Here is a 15,892-nt window from a genome sequence, read left to right on the forward strand (position 1 = left end):
GTGTTCACCGCGACCCTCCGCGTGCCCAAGCGGGGCAACACCGAACGGGAGTGCGAGGACGCGGGCCGGGTCCGGTCCGCGGACGGGACGGTGCTCGCGGCGGTGGCCGACGGGGCGTCGGAGAGCCTGCTCGCGGGTGAGTGGGCCACCCTGCTCACCGACTCGTTGCTGGACAGCGCGTCGGACGTGCTCCGGGACGCCGAGAGCTTCGCCGCCGGGTTGGCGGTGGCGGGACTGGCCTGGCAGGCGTGGCTCGACGACTACGTGGTGGGGCGGGAGGCGGCTGGACGGCCGATTGCGTGGTACGAGCAGCCGAAGTTGGATCGGGGACCGCACGCGACGGTGCTCGCGGCCCGGTTCGGCGCGGGGAGGTGGGAGGCGGCGGCGTTGGGGGACAGTTGTCTGTTCCAGGTGCGGGACGGGCGGCTGGTGTGCGCTTTCCCGCTGGATCAGGCGAACGCCTTCGACAACGCGCCGCCGCTGTTCAACGCGTTCAACCGGGACACCGTCCTGCTCGCCCGGCACGTGCGCATCGCCGCCGGCACGACCGAGCCGGGTGACGGGTTCTTCCTGTGCACGGACGCGGTCGCCGAGTGGTTCCTGCGGGAGAACGCGCGGGGTGGGCGGCCGTGGCGGGTGCTGCGGGGGTTCGCGGGTGACCTCGAGGGGTTCGCCGGGTGGCTGGACGCGGTGCGGGAGGAGGGGTTGATGCGCAATGACGACGTCACCGTCGTTCACGTGGACCTCGGATGACGAGCCCGGTCGCGCGTTCCCGTCCGGCGCCACCTACGTCGACGCGCTCCAGGACACCGCGCTGTGCTTCCGCGGCACCGACCTCGCCGGCGCCGACGTGCAACTGGACGCGCTGGGCCGCCCCCGCGTCATCTCCGGCAACTTCGCGGGCGTCTTCTCGCTGACCGTCGCCGACGGCACCCGGTACGCGGTCAAGTGCTTCACCCGCGAGGTGCGGGAGCAGGCGGCGCGGTACCGGGCGATCGGCGAGCACCTGGCGACCCTGGACGACGACTGGATCGTCGGCTTCGACTACGTCGACCAGGGGGTGCTCGTCGAGGGCGCCTGGTACCCGGTGCTGCGGATGGAGTGGGTCGAGGGGATCGGGCTCATCCGGTGGATCGAGCGGAACCTGGACGACCCGGCGGCCCTCGCGCGCGTCGCCGAGCGGTTCGCCGACCTGATGGGCCGGTTGGCGGCGGCGGGTGTGGGGCACGGCGACCTCCAGCACGGCAACATCCTGGTCACCGACGACGGCGTGGTGAAGCTGGTCGACTACGACGGCATGTACGTGCCGGCGCTGGCCGGGATGGCCGCGACCGAGACCGGGCACCGCAACTACCAGTCGCCCGACCGGACCGCCGCCGACTTCGGGCCGGAGGTCGACCGGTTCTCGGCGTGGGTGGTCTACCTGTCGTTGGTGGCCTTGGCGGTCGATCCGGCGTTGTGGAAGCAATTGCGTGACGAGGACGCGGAACACCTCCTGCTCGCCGAGCCGGACTTCACCGACCCGGCGGGGTCGTTCCCGCTGGCCACGCTGACCAGCCACCCGGACCCGGGGCTGCGCGCGCTGGCCCGGCGCTTCGAGGACGTCCTGCTGACCGAGCGCGCCCAACCGCCGCCGCTGCGCCCGCTGGACACCGTGTCTCCCGGGGCACCGGCGGGCACCGTCCTGCCGTCGTGGCTGGCGGACCGGCTCGAACCGCACATGCCCGCGCCGCCGCCGCTGGTGCGGTTCGCCGAACGGCCCGCGACCCGGACGCTGGCCTCGTGGTCGCTGATGGCGTTGGTGCCGTTGGGGGTTCCCCTCGGGCTGGTGGGCGAGGTCGTCGCGGCCGTGGACGCGGCTGTGGTCGTGGCGTGGACGACGGCGGCCTACGAGGTGAGCGCGGAACGGCGCGGGGCACGGGCCGCGCGTGCGGAGGGCCGGCGGCTGCGGGCCGCCCGGGACGCGGCCGCCGCCCGGGTCGCGTTGCTGGAGGAGGAAGGCCGGCGGCTCGCCGAGATGGCCGAGGCGCTCAAGGAGGAGCAGGACGACAAGCGCCGGAACCTCCAGCACTGGCACAACACCCGCCTGGCCGCGCACCGGCAGTCGGTGAAGGAGCGGCTGGACCGGATCGAGCGGGACCGGCGGGCGGCGCTGGCGCGGGCGCACGCGGAGGAGCAGCGGCTGCTCGCGTTGCGGCAGAAGCAGTACGTGCGGGCCGAGTTGGCGAAGTCGTCCGTGGCCGAGGTCGAAGGGCTGGAGCCGGCGCAGGTCGCCAACCTGGCCGCGGTCGGCATCCGGACCGCCGCGGACTTCGTCGGCCTGCGCCACGAGCCGGACCGGCGGGCCATGTTCGTCCTCACCAACGGCAGCCAGATGCGCGTCCGCGGGGTCTTCACGGCGGAGGCGGTCCGGATCGACCAGTGGCGCGAACGGGCGACGGTGGCAGCCAACCGCGCCCGTCCCACCTACCTGACCGCCGCCGACCGCAGACCGTTCCGCGAGCGCTTCGAGGCCGAGAGCGCGGCGCTGGACGTCCAGCGCGAGCAGGTCATGGAGGACGCCAAGAAGGGCGACCGCGACCTGCTGGAAACCCTGCGCGTCGAACAGTCCCTGTTAGCCGACGAACGCAAGGCCGGCAACACCTCCCTCACCCGCGCCCGCGCCACCCACGACCGCGAGGCCGCCGCAGCCGCCCGAGCCCTGGCGGACGCCCACCGCGCCGCGTCCGACGCCACGGCGCGGGCCGACTCGTTCCACCTGGTGAACTACTTGCGGTACTTGCGTTTCACCATCACCGGCAAGGGTTGAGCGGCGCGCGATCGCGCGGTCATGAGGTGACGGGGATGAACGCGTCGTTCGGCATGGTGGTGAAGCCGTCGATCCGGCTGTCCCGGTGGTGCTGTCCAACCAGAGGATCGCCAGGTCGCCGGACCGGAAGGTGTCCGGGTCGTAGCTCACTACGCGCGAGTCCAGGACGACCCGGAACTTCTGGCCGGCCGGGACGGAGTCGGTGCTCGGGTCGATCTCGCTGGTGTTCCGGTCGAACAGCATGACCCGGGTGGACTGGTAGATCCCCTCGCCCGGCGGGGACGAGCCACCGAGGCTGATGCCGTAGGCGGCCCCGCCCCCGACGCAGTAGTTCTCGTGGCCCTGCACCGGCATCGTGCAGTCGGAGGCGGGCGCGCGGACCCGGCCGGCGCTCACCGCGTCCTTGCGGTAGGCCACGAACCAGCCCTGGTCGAGGCCGCCGGTGTGCTTGCGGTTGCCCCAGTCCGACTCGGTCCGCCCGGTCACGATGACGGCCCCGCCGAGCAGGGAGGTCTCCAGGATGCTGTTCTCGACCTTGAGCGGGTGCGTGCGGTACCACCCGGCTTCGCTGAACCGCGGTGGCCGCGAGCTGGGGTTGGTGGGTGTGGTGGTCGTGGGTTCGGAGGAGGGGCCGCTTGGCGCGGCGGGTGGTTCCGAGCCGCAGGCGGTCAGGGCCAGGGCGACGCAGAGGACCGGGAGGACGAGACGGAGCATCGGAGCCAACCTTCGAGTGAAACGATCACGCCACCCGCCACGCCAGGCACTCCGCGTGTCCGCTCTGAGGGTCGTTCGACCCGCAAACCGGCGTCCGGGGACCACGCGGCTCAGCGGGTGTGGAAGTCGGTGGTGATCAGGTCGGCCAGGTGGTCGGGGTCGTGGTGGTCGGTGTCGATGCGGTGGCCGAGGGCGAGGCGGTCCAGCAGGTCGGCTTCGGCGGCTGCGCGTTCGGTGAGGTGGTGCAGGGTGGTGGTTGGCTGGTCGCGGATGGGGTCGCCCGGCTGGTTCCAGCCTTCGCCTCGCGCGCGGGACCTGATCCGGTCGGCCAGGCGGTCGCGGGTCGCGTGCAGGCGGTAGAGGGTGATCTGCGGGAGGACCGCGGTGTAGGGGGTGAGGTCGGGCTCGACGGGGCCGGTGAGGACCAGCGTCCGGGCGCCGGTCGCGCGGTAGTTGCGCCACATCGCGGCCAGGATCGCGGCCCGCAGGCGGTGGTCGACCTCGCCGTGCAGGCCGATCTGGTCCAGGTCGACGTACGCGGTGGTCCGGCCGGTGCGCAGGAGTCGTTGGTAGACCGCGAAACCGACGGTCGACTTGCCCACGGCGGTCGCGCCGCACAGCCACAGCACCCGCTCCGGCGCTAACCAGCCTTCGGCGCGCCGCAGCACCCGGTCCACGACGTCGGACACCGCCCCGCCGGCGTCCACGGTGAACCCGATGCCCGGTTCCAGCACGGCCGCTTCGACGAGTGCCCGGTCGACCATGTCCGCCGGGGCCTGCCTGGCCACCAGGCGGCGGCGGTGCTCCTCGGGATCGACCTGCAAGCGGCACAGCGTGAGCGCCGCGTGCGGGATCAGGTCGACGGGCACGCCGCGTTCTACGTCCACGACCCCGGAGACCACGACGCACTGACGGCCGGAGTTGGCGACCACCGCGTCCAGGTTGCGCGCCTGCACGAGGTGACGACCCGGGTCGGACGGCGGTTCGGGGTAGCAGATGCCGAGCTGGTCCACGTCCACATAGCCCGCGTCGACACCGGACTCCAGCAGTAGCTGGTAGACCGCCCACCCGACGGTGGTCTTGCCGACCCCGGGCGGGCCGCACAGCCACAGCACCGGGACGATGGGCTCGGTCACGGCGACCGATTGTGGTCGGGCGGTCGCCTCGGTGTCACCCGAATTGCGTGTGCCGACGGACGGGACCGCCTCCGGGGTGCGCGCGACGACGGTCGCGGTCGGCGGTACGCCGCGATCGCGGTGATATCGGCGGTGGAAGTTCCGTGTCTTCGGAACTAAGCTCCCGCCCATGCCGAATCTGCGGATCAGTGAGGCGGCCGCCCTGCTGGGGGTCAGCGATGACACGGTGCGTCGCTGGATCGATCAAGGGCGCCTGCGCGCGACCATGCTCGACAACGGGCGCAAGGCGATCGACGGCGCCGAGCTGGCGGTGTTCGCCCAGCAGTTGTCCGAGACGGCCGAGCCCGGCGTCACGGTGGCCGCGTCCGCGCGCAACCGGATGCGCGGCATCGTCACGCGGGTGGTGAAGGACGGGGTCATGGCGCAGATCGACATGCAGGCCGGGCCGTTCCGGATCGTGTCGCTGATGAGCCGGGAGTCCGCGGACGAACTCGGCCTGGAGGTGGGCAGCGTCGCGGTCGCGTCGATCAAGTCCACCCACGTCGTCGTCGAGATCCCGGAGGCCTGATGCGGAGGCTGGTCGCGGTGGTCGCGGCGCTGGTCGTCGCGGGGTGCGGGACGTCGGACGAAGGCAGTGCTCCCGGCGAGGTCACGGTGTTCGCCGCGGCCTCGCTCACCGAGTCGTTCACCTCGCTGGGCAAGGACTTCGAGGCGGCCAACCCCGGGATCAAGGTCAAGTTCAACTTCGGCGGCAGTTCGGCGCTGGCCCAGCAGCTCAACCAGGGCGCGCCGGCGGACGTGTTCGCTTCGGCCGCGCCGGCCAACATGGAGCAGGTCGCCGACACCGGGACCATCACCGCCACGCCGACGACGTTCGCGCGCAACACGCTCCAGATCGCGGTGCCGAAGGGCAACCCGGGCGGGGTCGGCGGGCTGGCGGACTTCGGCAAGGCGGAGTTGAAGATCGCGCTGTGCGCGGAGCAGGTGCCGTGCGGTGCGGCGGCGCGGAAGGTGTTGGCGGCGGCCGGGGTCACCGCCGTGCCCGACACGCTGGAGCAGGACGTCAAGGCGGCGCTGACCAAGGTGTCGCTGGGCGAGGTGGACGCGGCGCTGGTCTACCGGACGGACGTGAAGGCGGCGGGGGGCAAGGTCGAGGGCAAGGACTTCCCGGAAGCCGGGCAGGCGGTCAACGACTACCCGATCGCACCGGTGGCCAAGGCGCGCAACGCGGCCGGGGCGCAGGCGTTCATCGACTTCGTCCGGTCCGAGAAGGGTCGGGCGGTGCTGACGGAGGCGGGGTTCGTCCTACCGTGACCACCGAACGCGCGACCCGGGGCCGGCTGCCGGTCGTCCTCGTGCTGCCCGCCTTGCTGGGCCTGGCTTTCCTGCTGCTGCCGATGGTGGGACTGCTGGTCCGCGCGCCGTGGCGGACGTTGCCGGCGCGGCTGGTCGGTGCCGAGGTGGGGGAGGCGCTGCGGCTGTCGCTGGTGTGCGCGAGCCTGGCCACGGTGGTGTGCCTGGTGCTGGGCGTGCCGCTGGCGTGGCTGCTGGCGCGCGGCGACCTGCCGGGGCGCGGGGTGCTGCGGGCGCTGGTGACCGTGCCGCTGGTGTTGCCGCCGGTCGTGGGCGGTGTGGCGTTGCTGCTGGTGCTGGGGCGGCGCGGGTTGGTCGGGCAGCACCTGGACGCGTGGTTCGGGGTGTCGTTGCCGTTCACCACCGCCGGGGTGGTCGTGGCGGAGGCGTTCGTCGCGATGCCGTTCCTGGTCATCTCGGTGGAGGGCGCGTTGCGGGCGGCCGATCCCCGGTTCGAGGAGGCGGCGGCGACACTGGGCGCGTCGCGGTGGCTGACGTTCCGGCGGGTGACCCTGCCGTCGGTGCTGCCCGGACTGGTCGCGGGCACGGTGCTGTGCTGGGCTCGTGCGTTGGGCGAATTCGGCGCCACCATCACCTTCGCGGGCAACTTCCCGGGCGAGACCACGACCATGCCGCTCGCGGTGTACCTGGCGCTGGAGACCGATCCCGACGCGGCGATCGTGCTGAGCATCGTGCTGCTGGTGGTGTCGGTGGGCGTGCTGGCCGGGCTGCGTGACCGGTGGATCAGGGGTGCGACATGACCCTCGACGCGTCGATCCGGGTGAGCCGCGCGAACTTCAGCCTCGACGTCGACCTGACCATCGCGCCCGGCGAGGTCGTCGCGCTGCTCGGCCCCAACGGCGCGGGCAAGACCACGGCGCTGCGCGCGCTGGCCGGGCTGGTGCCCGGTGCCCGCGTCCGGGTCGGTGAGTCCACTTGGGACGGTCTGCCGGTCGAACGGCGGCCGATCGGCGTGGTGTTCCAGGACTACCTGCTGTTCGCGCACATGACCGCGTTGGACAACGTGGCGTTCGGCCTGCGCGCCCGCGGCACCGCCAAGGCGGCGGCCAACGCGACCGCCGCGACGTGGCTGGACCGGGTCGGCCTGGCGGGGTTCGAACGCGCCAAGCCGCGCACCCTGTCCGGCGGACAGGCGCAACGGGTCGCCCTCGCCCGCGCCCTGGCGACCGCGCCCCAGTTGCTGCTGCTGGACGAACCGCTGGCCGCCCTGGACGCGAGCACCCGCCTGAAGGTCCGCGCCGACCTCGGCCGGCACCTGCGCGACTACCCCGGTCACACCCTGTTGGTCACCCACGACCCGCTGGACGCGATGGTGCTGGCCGACCGGATCGTCATCCTGGAGGACGGCCGGGTGGTCCAGCAGGGCACACCGGCGGAGGTGGTCCGCCGGCCGCGCACCGACTACGTGGCCCACCTGGTCGGCCTGAACCTGTACCGGGGCACCGCGCACGGCACTGAAGTGTCCATTGTGGATGGTGGGTCGCTGACCGTGGCCGAGCCGGCGACGGGGTCGGTGCACGTGGTGTTCCCGCCCACCGCGGTCGGCCTGTACCCGGAGAAACCGGCGGGCAGCCCGCGCAACACCTGGCCGGTCACCGTGTCCGGCATCGAACGCCACGCCCACACGACCCGCGTCCACCTCGACGGCACCCCACCGGTGTTCGCCGACGTCACCACCGCGACCATGGCCGACCTGCGACTGGAACCGGGCGACCGGCTGTGGGCGGTGCTGAAGGCGACCGAGGTCCACACCTACCCGAGTTGAAGCGGATCAGGGCGTCCACACGTCGACCGGGTGGTTGAGGGCCATCTGGTCGACCAGGTTGGGCACCCACGTGTTCAGCTTGCCGTCCTGGTCCTTGGCGCCGTCCTGGCGGGTGGTCTCGTAGGAGCAGGTCAGGCCGGTCGGCACGTGGGCGTCCTCGAACTCCCACAGGTCCGCCACGTGGGCCACGCGCGTTTCCATGGTGTCCAGGGTCATGAACTCCATTATGTTCTGCAGCGCCGCGGTCACCTGGCCCAGCAACTGCCAGTCGGCGGCGTCGATCAGTCTCGCGTAGGCCGGGGCGCGGCCCTGGACGACGTCGAGGGCGAAGTCGTCCCACTTGGTCGTCGCCGGGTCGTACGCCGGCGGCGCCGCACTGCGCACGGCGGCCAGGATTGTCGCCAGGTCCGCCTTCGCCTTCAGCCACAGGGTGGTGTTGGGGCGTCGGGTCACCGGCCAGGTCGGGACGACCTTGTAGCTGATGGAGGCGATCGGGTTGGCGACGGTGCGCCCGGCGGCGATGTGCTGCTGCTCGACGCGCATCGCGAGGAACTTCTGCTTGACGAAGTGCTCCACGGTGGACTCGTGGACCTCGTTGGCCTGGCTGGTCAGCGGCACCAGGTTGTACTCCAGGCCCGGCCCGCCGAGGTGGTCGTTGAGCAGGTGCCCCTGCACGTAGTGGGTCTTGGACCAGTCGGGGCTCTTGCGGCGGTGCAGGGTGTTGCGCGAGTGATCTGGCTCACGGGCTGTCACGTTCGGCGGTCCCGCGGTGTCCTCATGCCGAACGCCTGGGAAGTCGAGGAGGCACCGATGGGCATCGATGTGGTCGTGGTCGGCGGCGGGTACGCGGGGGTCATGGCGGCCAACCGCCTGACGCGGCGCGAGGACGTGGCGGTGACGTTGATCAACCCCCGGTCGACCTTCGTCGAGCGGATCCGGCTGCACCAGCTGGTGGGCGGGTCGCACCCGGCGGTGGTCGACTACCGGGAGGTGCTGGCGCCGCGGGTCCGGCTCGTCGTGGACAGCGCCACGCGGATCGACGCGGCCGGCCGCGCGGTCGAACTGGCGAGCGGGGAGTCGGTGCGCTACGACTACCTGGTCTACGCGGTGGGCAGCGCCTCCGCCGCCCCGCGCGTGCCCGGCGCGGCCGAGTACGCCTTCCCGATCGGCAGCCTGGAGGAGGCGCAGCGGCTGCGGCCGGTGCTCGACGCCGCGCCCGCCGACGCCGCGGTGACCGTGGTCGGGGCCGGTTCGTCCGGGATCGAGGTGGCCGCCGAACTCGCCGAGCAGGGCCGTCGGGTCACCCTGGTCTGCGGCGGGACTCTGGGGTCGTACCTGCACCCGAAGGGGCGGCGGACCGTGGCCCGGCGGATGGCCGCGCTCGGCGTCACCGTGGTCGAGGACCAGATGGTGACCGAGGTGCTGCCCAACGCCGTCCGGCTCGACGGCCGCGAGGTCGCCAGTGACGTCACCATCTGGACCGCGGGCTTCGGCGTGCCGGACCTGGCCGCGCGCAGCGGGCTGCGGGTGGACGTCCAGGGCCGGCTGCTCACCGACGAGACCCTGACCAGCGTGGACGACGTGCGGATCGTCGCGGCCGGCGACTCGGCGGCGCCCTCGGACCTGCCGTTCCGGATGAGCTGCCAGGCCGCGGTCCAACTCGGCCCGCAGGCCGCGGAGACGGTGCTCAGCCGGATCGCCGGGACGGAACCGGCGGCGGTCGACGTCGGTTTCGTCGGGCTCTGCGTCAGCCTGGGCCGGGCGCGCGGCATTTTCCAGGTCGCCGCCAGGGACGACAACGCGACCAAGCACCACATCGCCGGACGCCTGGGCGCGCTGCTCAAGGAGTTCGTGTGCAAGGGCACGGTCAAGCAGTTGGCCGCCGAGGCGCGCAAGCCCGGCGCGCGCAACGCGTGGATGAAGGACGCCAAGCGCCGCGAGCGGGTCGCCGCCGTGAGCGCCGAGCCGGTGGGTGCGCGCTGACGGTCATGAGGATGATCATGTTCACGAGCGGGAGGGCGGGGGCATGAGCGATTCGGCGACCGAGGTTTTCGTCACCTACCGCAACCTGCTCTTCACCGTGGCCTACGAGATGCTCGGGTCGGCGGCCGACGCCGAGGACGTGTTGCAGGAGACGTGGCTGCGGTGGGTCGAGGTGGACCTGGACCAGGTGCGCGACCAGCGCGCCTACCTGGTCCGCACCACGACCCGCCAGGCGCTCAACCGGCTGCGCACCATGCAGCGCCGCAAGGAGTCCTACGTCGGCCCGTGGCTGCCCGAGCCGTTGCTGACCACGCCGGACGTGGCGGAGAACGTGGCGTTGGCGGAAAGCGTTTCCATGGCGATGATGCTGGTCCTGGAAACGCTTTCGCCGACCGAGCGCGCGGTGTTCGTGCTGCACGAGGTGTTCGGGCTGGGCTACGCCGAGATCGCCGAGGCGGTCGGCAAGACCCGCGACACGGTACGCCAGATCGCCCACCGGGCCCGCAAGCACGTCGAGGCCCGCCGGCCGCGCAAGGCCGTCGCGCCCAGCGAGGTGCGGGCGGTGCTGGACTCGTTCCGAAAGGCGCTGGAGACGCGTGACCTCCAAGGACTGATGGACGTGCTCGCGCCGGACGTGGTGCTGGTCAGCGACGGCGGCGGGGTCAAGCAGGCGGCGCTGCGCCCGATCGTCGGCGCGGACAAGTTCGCCCGGTACGCCGTCGGCGGCCTCGGGAGGTTCACGGTGGACCTGGTCACCGAGCCGACCACGGTCAACGGCAGCCCGGCGCTGGTGACGCGGGTGAACGGCGAGCTGGACGGCGTCCTCGCCTGCCACGTCTCGGACGGCCGCATCACGGGCCTGTACTTCGTCCGCAACCCGGAGAAGCTGACCCGGGTCGGCGCGCAGACGGCGCTGACCCTGGGCTGATCAGGTTTGGAGAAGCGGGGGAACGGGCCGCGCGCCTAGCGTCGAGATCGTGAGTCCCCATGAGACCGGAGGTGGCTGATGTGCCTCTACCGCGTGCCCGGCGCAGCTGTCGCGATGGCCCTGCAAGGGAGTTCGGACACCCCGCCGCCGCCCGAACCGACCGTGCTCGACCTCCCGGACCGGACCGCCGAGACACCACCGGCGCGCGAGGCGGCGGCGTGAGCTTGCCTTGACGGCGGACGAGGCCATCGACGTGCTGCGGCTGCTGTGGGCGGGCGGCGAGGAGGGCACCGGGTCTTCGGAGTAGCCCTCCTCGTTGCGGCCCCAGCGCGGGTCGCGCAGCGGGTTCACCACGGGCGCCCGCACGTTGAGGGCGTGAGCCACGCGGGGGAGTTCTTCGCGTTCGAGGCCCTGTGCAGCTTCCCCAAGCCCCACAACGCCGATCGCGTCCCGGTCCACGTGGGAGGGTCCAGCCGCGCGGCGGCGCGCCGGGCCGGGGCGCGGTGACGGGTACTTCCCCGGTGGCGCGCTGGTGCCGGACGAGCGCGCGGCCCGGTGGGCGCTGGTCCGGGTCACGGCGGAGGCCGCGGGGCGTGACCCGGGGGTGTTGGAGTACACGCGGTGGGGGTCGATCGAGATGTCCGTCGAGCAGGTCGAACGGTACGCGGCCGAGGGCGTGACGCGGGTCGTGGTGAGCGCGACGAGCGCGGACCCGGCGGAGCAGCGGGACCAGCTGTCGGCTTTCGCGGAGCGGTTCGCCCCGGGCGGCCGGGCGAGCGGTCCTCGTGTTAGCTCTGCGTGATTGGGCTGATCGGGCTAGTGCTTTACGACCTCGCACCAGGCAGTGTTCTCCGCTGATCGAGTTGGCGTGGCGGCGGACCGCCGCCTGTGTACGGGGGGCTTCATCCAAGTGGTGCCGGTATTTGGCGTGCGCGGAATCAGACGGGTGGCCGCGTTGGCGGCTCTCGTCGTGGGGTTCGGGGTGGTGCAGCCGGCGTGGGCCGTGGCGGCTCCCGAGCCGGTGGCGGTGGTGGACGAGGCGCCTGACGAGGCTCGGGCGCAGGCGCTGGCCAAGCAGCTCGGGCGGTCGGTGCGGATCACCGGCAAGACCACCGAGACCGACGAGTTCTGGGCCACGCCGGACGGCGGGTTCACCTGGCGGCAGCACCAGCGGCCGGTCCGGGTCAAGCGCGACGGGCAGTGGACCGCGGTCGACACCACGCTGGTCAAGCGCGCGGACGGCACCATCGCGCCCAAGACCACCGTGGTCGACCTCGCCTTCTCCGGCGGCGGAAAGGGCACGCCCCTGGCCAAGATGGCGCACGGCGGCGCGGAGATCGGCCTGACCTGGGCCTCCGACCTGCCCGAACCGGTCCTGGACGGGCCGAGCGCGACCTATCCCGAGGTGTTCCCGGGCGTAGACCTGAAGGTCACCGCGGACGTCATCGGGTTCTCCGAGGTCCTGGTGGTCAAGACCCCGGAAGCGGCGCGGAACCCCCAACTGCGCAAGGTGACCTTCGGGTCCCACACCAAGAACACCAAGGTCCGCACCGCCGCCAAGAAAACCGCCGCGGACCCCGGCCTTGAGGTCGTGGACGCCGACGGCGCGGTCCGGTTCACCGGCGACGCCACCCGGATGTGGGACTCCAGCGGTGACGGCGAGGTCGGCCGGCGCACCGCGGTGATGGTCGCCGAGGTGACCCCGGAGAGCGTCACCATCATCCCGGACCAGGAGTTCCTGCGGCACAAGGACACCAAGTTCCCGGTGTACCTGGACCCGGACTACTCCTGCGGCTCCTGCGGCAAGGCCCACCACGTGGTGGTGCAGTCCGGCTACCCGACCGCGCGGAACTTCGACGCCTGGCAGGGCGACCTCGCCGACCTCAAGGCCGGCTACCAGAACTCCGACTCCTCCGGCGTCTCCCGCTCCTACGTGCAGATGAACACCGGCGCCGTGAAGTGGAAGAACATCCACTGGGCGACCCTGAACACCACGCTCAACTACTCCTGGTGGGGAGCGGGCAGCGCCAAGCCGACCGAGGTCTACCTCTCCGGCTGGATCGACGGCAACACCACCTGGAACAACCAGCCCGGCGCGGGCACCTTCCAGTCCTCCAGCAACGTGACCAACCAGTCCAAGGCCCCGAACGTCTCCATGCAGTTCGACGTGACCGGCGCCGTGCGCTCCGCGTCGGCGGGCGGCTGGGACCTCACCACGTTCCTGCTCAAGGGCGAGCAGGAGGGCAACACGTACTCGTGGCGGCGCTTCGGGCTCAACCCGTACCTGGAGACCCACTACAACTCCACGCCGAACAACCCGTGGAGCCACTCGATGCAGAACGGCACCCTGCCGTGCGTCAAGGGTGAGAACCGGCCGTGGGTGGCGACCCGCACGCCGCAGCTGCAAGCCTGGGTGTCCGACCCGGACGGTGGCGGCCTGGAGGTCATGATCGCCACCAGCGGCGGGCCGTACGGCGCGGACGTGCCCGGCACGTACTTCGACAACGCCAACTCCCGGCCGTACATCGGCACACCGGGCGCCAACCAGGGCGCGCTCGCCCAGGTCGCCGTCCCCAGCGGGTGGATCAACTCCGACGGCATCTACAAGTGGGCCATGAAGGTCTACGACGGCGAGGCATGGTCACCGCGCTGGGACTGGGACTGCGAGTTCTTCGTGGACGCCACCCCGCCGCTCGCGCCGGTCACCAGGCCGACGAACACCCCGGCCAACCAGGGTGACATCGCCACCTTCGACATCAGCGTCGACATGGCCACGGCGAACCTGTACGACATCGACCGGTTCGTCTACACCCTCGACGGCAGCGAACCGTCCACCCAGGGCTCGCCGTCCGTGCAGGCCGGCCGCAAGGACGAGAACGGCAAGATCACCGCGACCGCCCAGCTGTCCACCACGGCCCGCAACGCCAACCAGAACCTGCTCAAGGTCCGCGCGGTCAACAAGGCCGGCACGCCCGGCCCCAGCGGCTCGTGCGTCGCGCCGCTGACCACCGTCGGCACCGCGCCCAACACCGCGTGCGCCTACGTCGTCCAGCCGTTGACCTCGGCGAAGTACCTCAAGGGTGCCTGGGCGCTGGACGACCAGTTCGGCACCACCGCGGCCGACAACGTCGCCACCCTCAACCCCGGCCAGACCGCGCACCCGGCCACGCTCGGCGGCAGCGCCGGGTGGAACGTCGGCCACAACCGCGGCAGCTCGTGGACCCAGGCCGACGCGTTCGGCGCCAAGGACGGCGTGAAGGGCGGCCTCCAGTTGGCCGACAACGGCTACGCGGCCACCGCGCAGCCGGTCGTGGACACCACGCAGTCGTTCAGCGTCTCCGCGTGGGCCATGCTGAACCGGACCGACAGCTACTACACCGTCGCCTCGCAGGACGCGGGCACGGTCAGCGGCTTCTACCTCCAGTTCTCCCACGACGTCGGCAAGTGGTCGTTCTCGACCACCAACAGCGACGCGGTCAGCGACACCGCCAACCGCGCCACCTCCGCGGACGGCTCGGCCGCGCCCGCGCTCGGCGTGTGGACCCACCTCGTGGGCACCTACGACGCACCGGCCAAGCAGCTCTCCCTCTACGTCGACGGCAAGCTCGCCGGCACGAAGGTCATGGCGAACCCGCTGTTCCCGGCGACCGGTCCGTTCGTGATCGGCGGCGCGAAGTGGTCGGGCAACCGGGCCGACTTCTTCCCGGGCAAGATCGACGACGTCCAGGCGTGGCAGCGGGTGCTGTCCGCGCAGGACGTGCGCGACCTGGCGGGCGTGTCGACCTCGCGGGTCACCCTCGGCCTCGCCGAGGGCGCGGCGGAGAAGCTGGCCACCGGGGCGACCGGTGACGAGTTCTCCGGCAACTACGTGCCCGCGCCGGTGAAGTCGTTGCAGGGCTTCTGGAAGTTCGACGAGGGCACCGGCACCACGGCCGCCGACTCCAGCAACAACGGCGCCGGCTACGACAACAACCTGATCACCACCGGCGCGACGTGGGTGCCCGGCAAGTCCGGCTCCGCCCTGCGCTACGCCGGCACGTCGGACAGCTCCAGCCGCTCCGCCGGACCCGCCGTGAACACCGCGCAGTCCTTCACGGTGTCCGCGTGGGTGAAGCCGGACGACCTGAACGGCTACTACGGCGTGGTCGGCCAGTCCGGCACCAACGTGCCCGGCTTCGCGATCCGGTACTCGCCGGACGTCAAGGCGTGGATCTTCGGCCTGAACACCGAGGACCGCGCGGGTGCCGAGACCCAGTGGGCGTGGGGGCCAGGTCCCGCGAAGACCGACTGGACGTTGGTCACCGGTGTCTACAACAACGACACCAAGCGCATCCAGCTCTACCTCGACGGCCGGCTGGTCGCCTCGCGCCCGTTCACCGGCACCCCGTGGAACGCGGCTGGCAAGGTCACCGTGGGCACGTACGACTTCGGCTCGCCGACCCACTTCTTCAAGGGCAGCATCGACTCGGTCCAGCTGTGGCAGCAGGCGCTGACCGCGAGCCAGGTCGCCGCGCTGGCCGGTCTGTCCTATGTAGACTCTGCCTGGCACGTCGACGGCCACTGGTCGGCGACCGCGACCGGTGACGTGTCCCTGGTGACCGACTCCGACGCGGCCTACGCCCGGTTCCAGCCCACGGCGGGCACCGCGCTGACCGTGCCCCGTGCGCAGGACTTCCGCACCGACCGGTCCTACACGGTGGAGGCATGGGTCAAGCACGACGCGACCAACACCATGACCAAGTCGGCGGTGAGCGTCGACGACACCACCAACGGCCCGTTCTCGCTGGGCTACCGCAAGGACGACCAGACCGAGGGCAAGTGGTCGCTGGTCGTGCCGTGCACCCGGGACCAGGCGAACTGCCTGAAGTACGCGTGGAGCGACGCCGCGGCCGAGAACGGCAAGTGGACGCACCTGGCCATGACCTACGACCGGGCCACCGGCACGGCGTGCCTGTACGTCAACGGCCAGAAGCAGTCCGGGTGCATCACCGACGTCCCCGCCTACGACGGCAACGGGACGTTGACCCTGGGCAACTTCAAGTGGGGCGGCAACGCGGTGGACCAGTGGCACGGCGGCATCGCCGGCGTGCGCGTGCACAGCGGTGTGCGGACGGTCTCCCAGATCCAGGACGACCGCACCGCCGACGACCCGGGCGCCCTGTTCGGCGCCGTCCACTGACCCC

14 protein-coding genes are annotated in these 15,892 nt (G+C 71.9%); 12 read left to right on the forward strand and 2 right to left on the reverse strand.

Annotation, left to right across the window (positions count from 1 at the left end):
- Both RIN75_RS30910 and RIN75_RS30915 read left to right on the forward strand, forming a co-directional pair.
- Positions 1-753, forward strand: a complete 753-nt coding sequence (locus tag RIN75_RS30910; RefSeq protein ID WP_309115579.1) for a protein phosphatase 2C domain-containing protein — start codon at positions 1-3, stop codon at positions 751-753.
- The gene (locus RIN75_RS30915; protein WP_309115580.1) at positions 716-2,809 is read left to right on the forward strand and encodes a hypothetical protein; all 2,094 of its coding nucleotides are present in this window, start codon (positions 716-718) and stop codon (positions 2,807-2,809) included. Before RIN75_RS30910 ends, RIN75_RS30915 begins: the two co-directional genes overlap by 38 nt.
- An 824-nt stretch (positions 2,810-3,633) precedes the next feature.
- On the opposite strand, the gene RIN75_RS30920 is transcribed toward RIN75_RS30915, so the two are convergent.
- The gene (locus tag RIN75_RS30920) at positions 3,634-4,659 is read right to left on the reverse strand and encodes a hypothetical protein (RefSeq protein WP_309115581.1); all 1,026 of its coding nucleotides are present in this window, start codon (positions 4,657-4,659) and stop codon (positions 3,634-3,636) included.
- A 169-nt stretch (positions 4,660-4,828) separates the two neighbouring features.
- Between RIN75_RS30920 and RIN75_RS30925 the strand changes: the two genes are divergently transcribed.
- From RIN75_RS30925 to RIN75_RS30940, 4 genes are read left to right on the forward strand one after another with little or no spacing between them, the layout of a single operon-like run.
- Positions 4,829-5,227, forward strand: coding sequence for a TOBE domain-containing protein (locus RIN75_RS30925; protein ID WP_309115582.1), 399 nt, complete (start codon positions 4,829-4,831; stop codon positions 5,225-5,227).
- On the forward strand, positions 5,227-5,973 hold the full coding sequence (gene modA, locus RIN75_RS30930) for a molybdate ABC transporter substrate-binding protein (protein WP_309115583.1): 747 nt from the start codon (positions 5,227-5,229) through the stop codon (positions 5,971-5,973). Before RIN75_RS30925 ends, modA begins: the two co-directional genes overlap by 1 nt.
- A gap of 26 nt (positions 5,974-5,999) precedes the next feature.
- Complete coding sequence (modB, locus tag RIN75_RS30935) at positions 6,000-6,773, forward strand: molybdate ABC transporter permease subunit (protein WP_309115626.1); 774 nt, start codon at positions 6,000-6,002, stop codon at positions 6,771-6,773.
- On the forward strand, positions 6,770-7,798 hold the full coding sequence (locus tag RIN75_RS30940) for an ABC transporter ATP-binding protein (RefSeq protein ID WP_309115584.1): 1,029 nt from the start codon (positions 6,770-6,772) through the stop codon (positions 7,796-7,798). Before modB ends, RIN75_RS30940 begins: the two co-directional genes overlap by 4 nt.
- Before the next feature lie 6 nt (positions 7,799-7,804).
- Here the strand turns inward: RIN75_RS30940 and RIN75_RS30945 are convergent, their stop codons facing one another.
- Positions 7,805-8,551, reverse strand: a complete 747-nt coding sequence (locus tag RIN75_RS30945; protein WP_309115585.1) for a hypothetical protein — start codon at positions 8,549-8,551, stop codon at positions 7,805-7,807.
- Positions 8,552-8,608: 57 nt separating this feature from the next.
- Here RIN75_RS30945 and RIN75_RS30950 point away from each other — a divergent pair, with 57 nt between their 5' ends.
- The 6 genes from RIN75_RS30950 (at position 8,609) to RIN75_RS30975 (ending at position 15,888) form a co-directional block, all read left to right on the forward strand.
- The gene (locus tag RIN75_RS30950) at positions 8,609-9,781 is read left to right on the forward strand and encodes an FAD-dependent oxidoreductase (RefSeq protein WP_309115586.1); all 1,173 of its coding nucleotides are present in this window, start codon (positions 8,609-8,611) and stop codon (positions 9,779-9,781) included.
- 43 nt (positions 9,782-9,824) lie between these two features.
- Complete coding sequence (locus tag RIN75_RS30955; protein WP_309115587.1) at positions 9,825-10,709, forward strand: RNA polymerase sigma-70 factor; 885 nt, start codon at positions 9,825-9,827, stop codon at positions 10,707-10,709.
- Between the two features lie 78 nt (positions 10,710-10,787).
- Entirely contained in the window at positions 10,788-10,931 is a 144-nt protein-coding gene (locus RIN75_RS30960; protein WP_309115588.1) for a hypothetical protein, read from the forward strand.
- A 153-nt stretch (positions 10,932-11,084) separates the two neighbouring features.
- Positions 11,085-11,216: a hypothetical protein gene (locus RIN75_RS30965; RefSeq protein ID WP_309115589.1), complete on the forward strand. Its 132-nt coding sequence runs from the start codon at positions 11,085-11,087 to the stop codon at positions 11,214-11,216.
- A gap of 25 nt (positions 11,217-11,241) precedes the next feature.
- Entirely contained in the window at positions 11,242-11,511 is a 270-nt protein-coding gene (locus tag RIN75_RS30970) for a hypothetical protein (protein WP_309115590.1), read from the forward strand.
- A 126-nt stretch (positions 11,512-11,637) separates the two neighbouring features.
- Positions 11,638-15,888, forward strand: coding sequence for a LamG-like jellyroll fold domain-containing protein (locus tag RIN75_RS30975; protein ID WP_309115591.1), 4,251 nt, complete (start codon positions 11,638-11,640; stop codon positions 15,886-15,888).
- Positions 15,889-15,892 lie beyond the last annotated feature (4 nt).

Source organism: Saccharothrix sp., assembly GCF_031180885.1.
GTDB lineage: Bacteria > Actinomycetota > Actinomycetes > Mycobacteriales > Pseudonocardiaceae > Actinosynnema.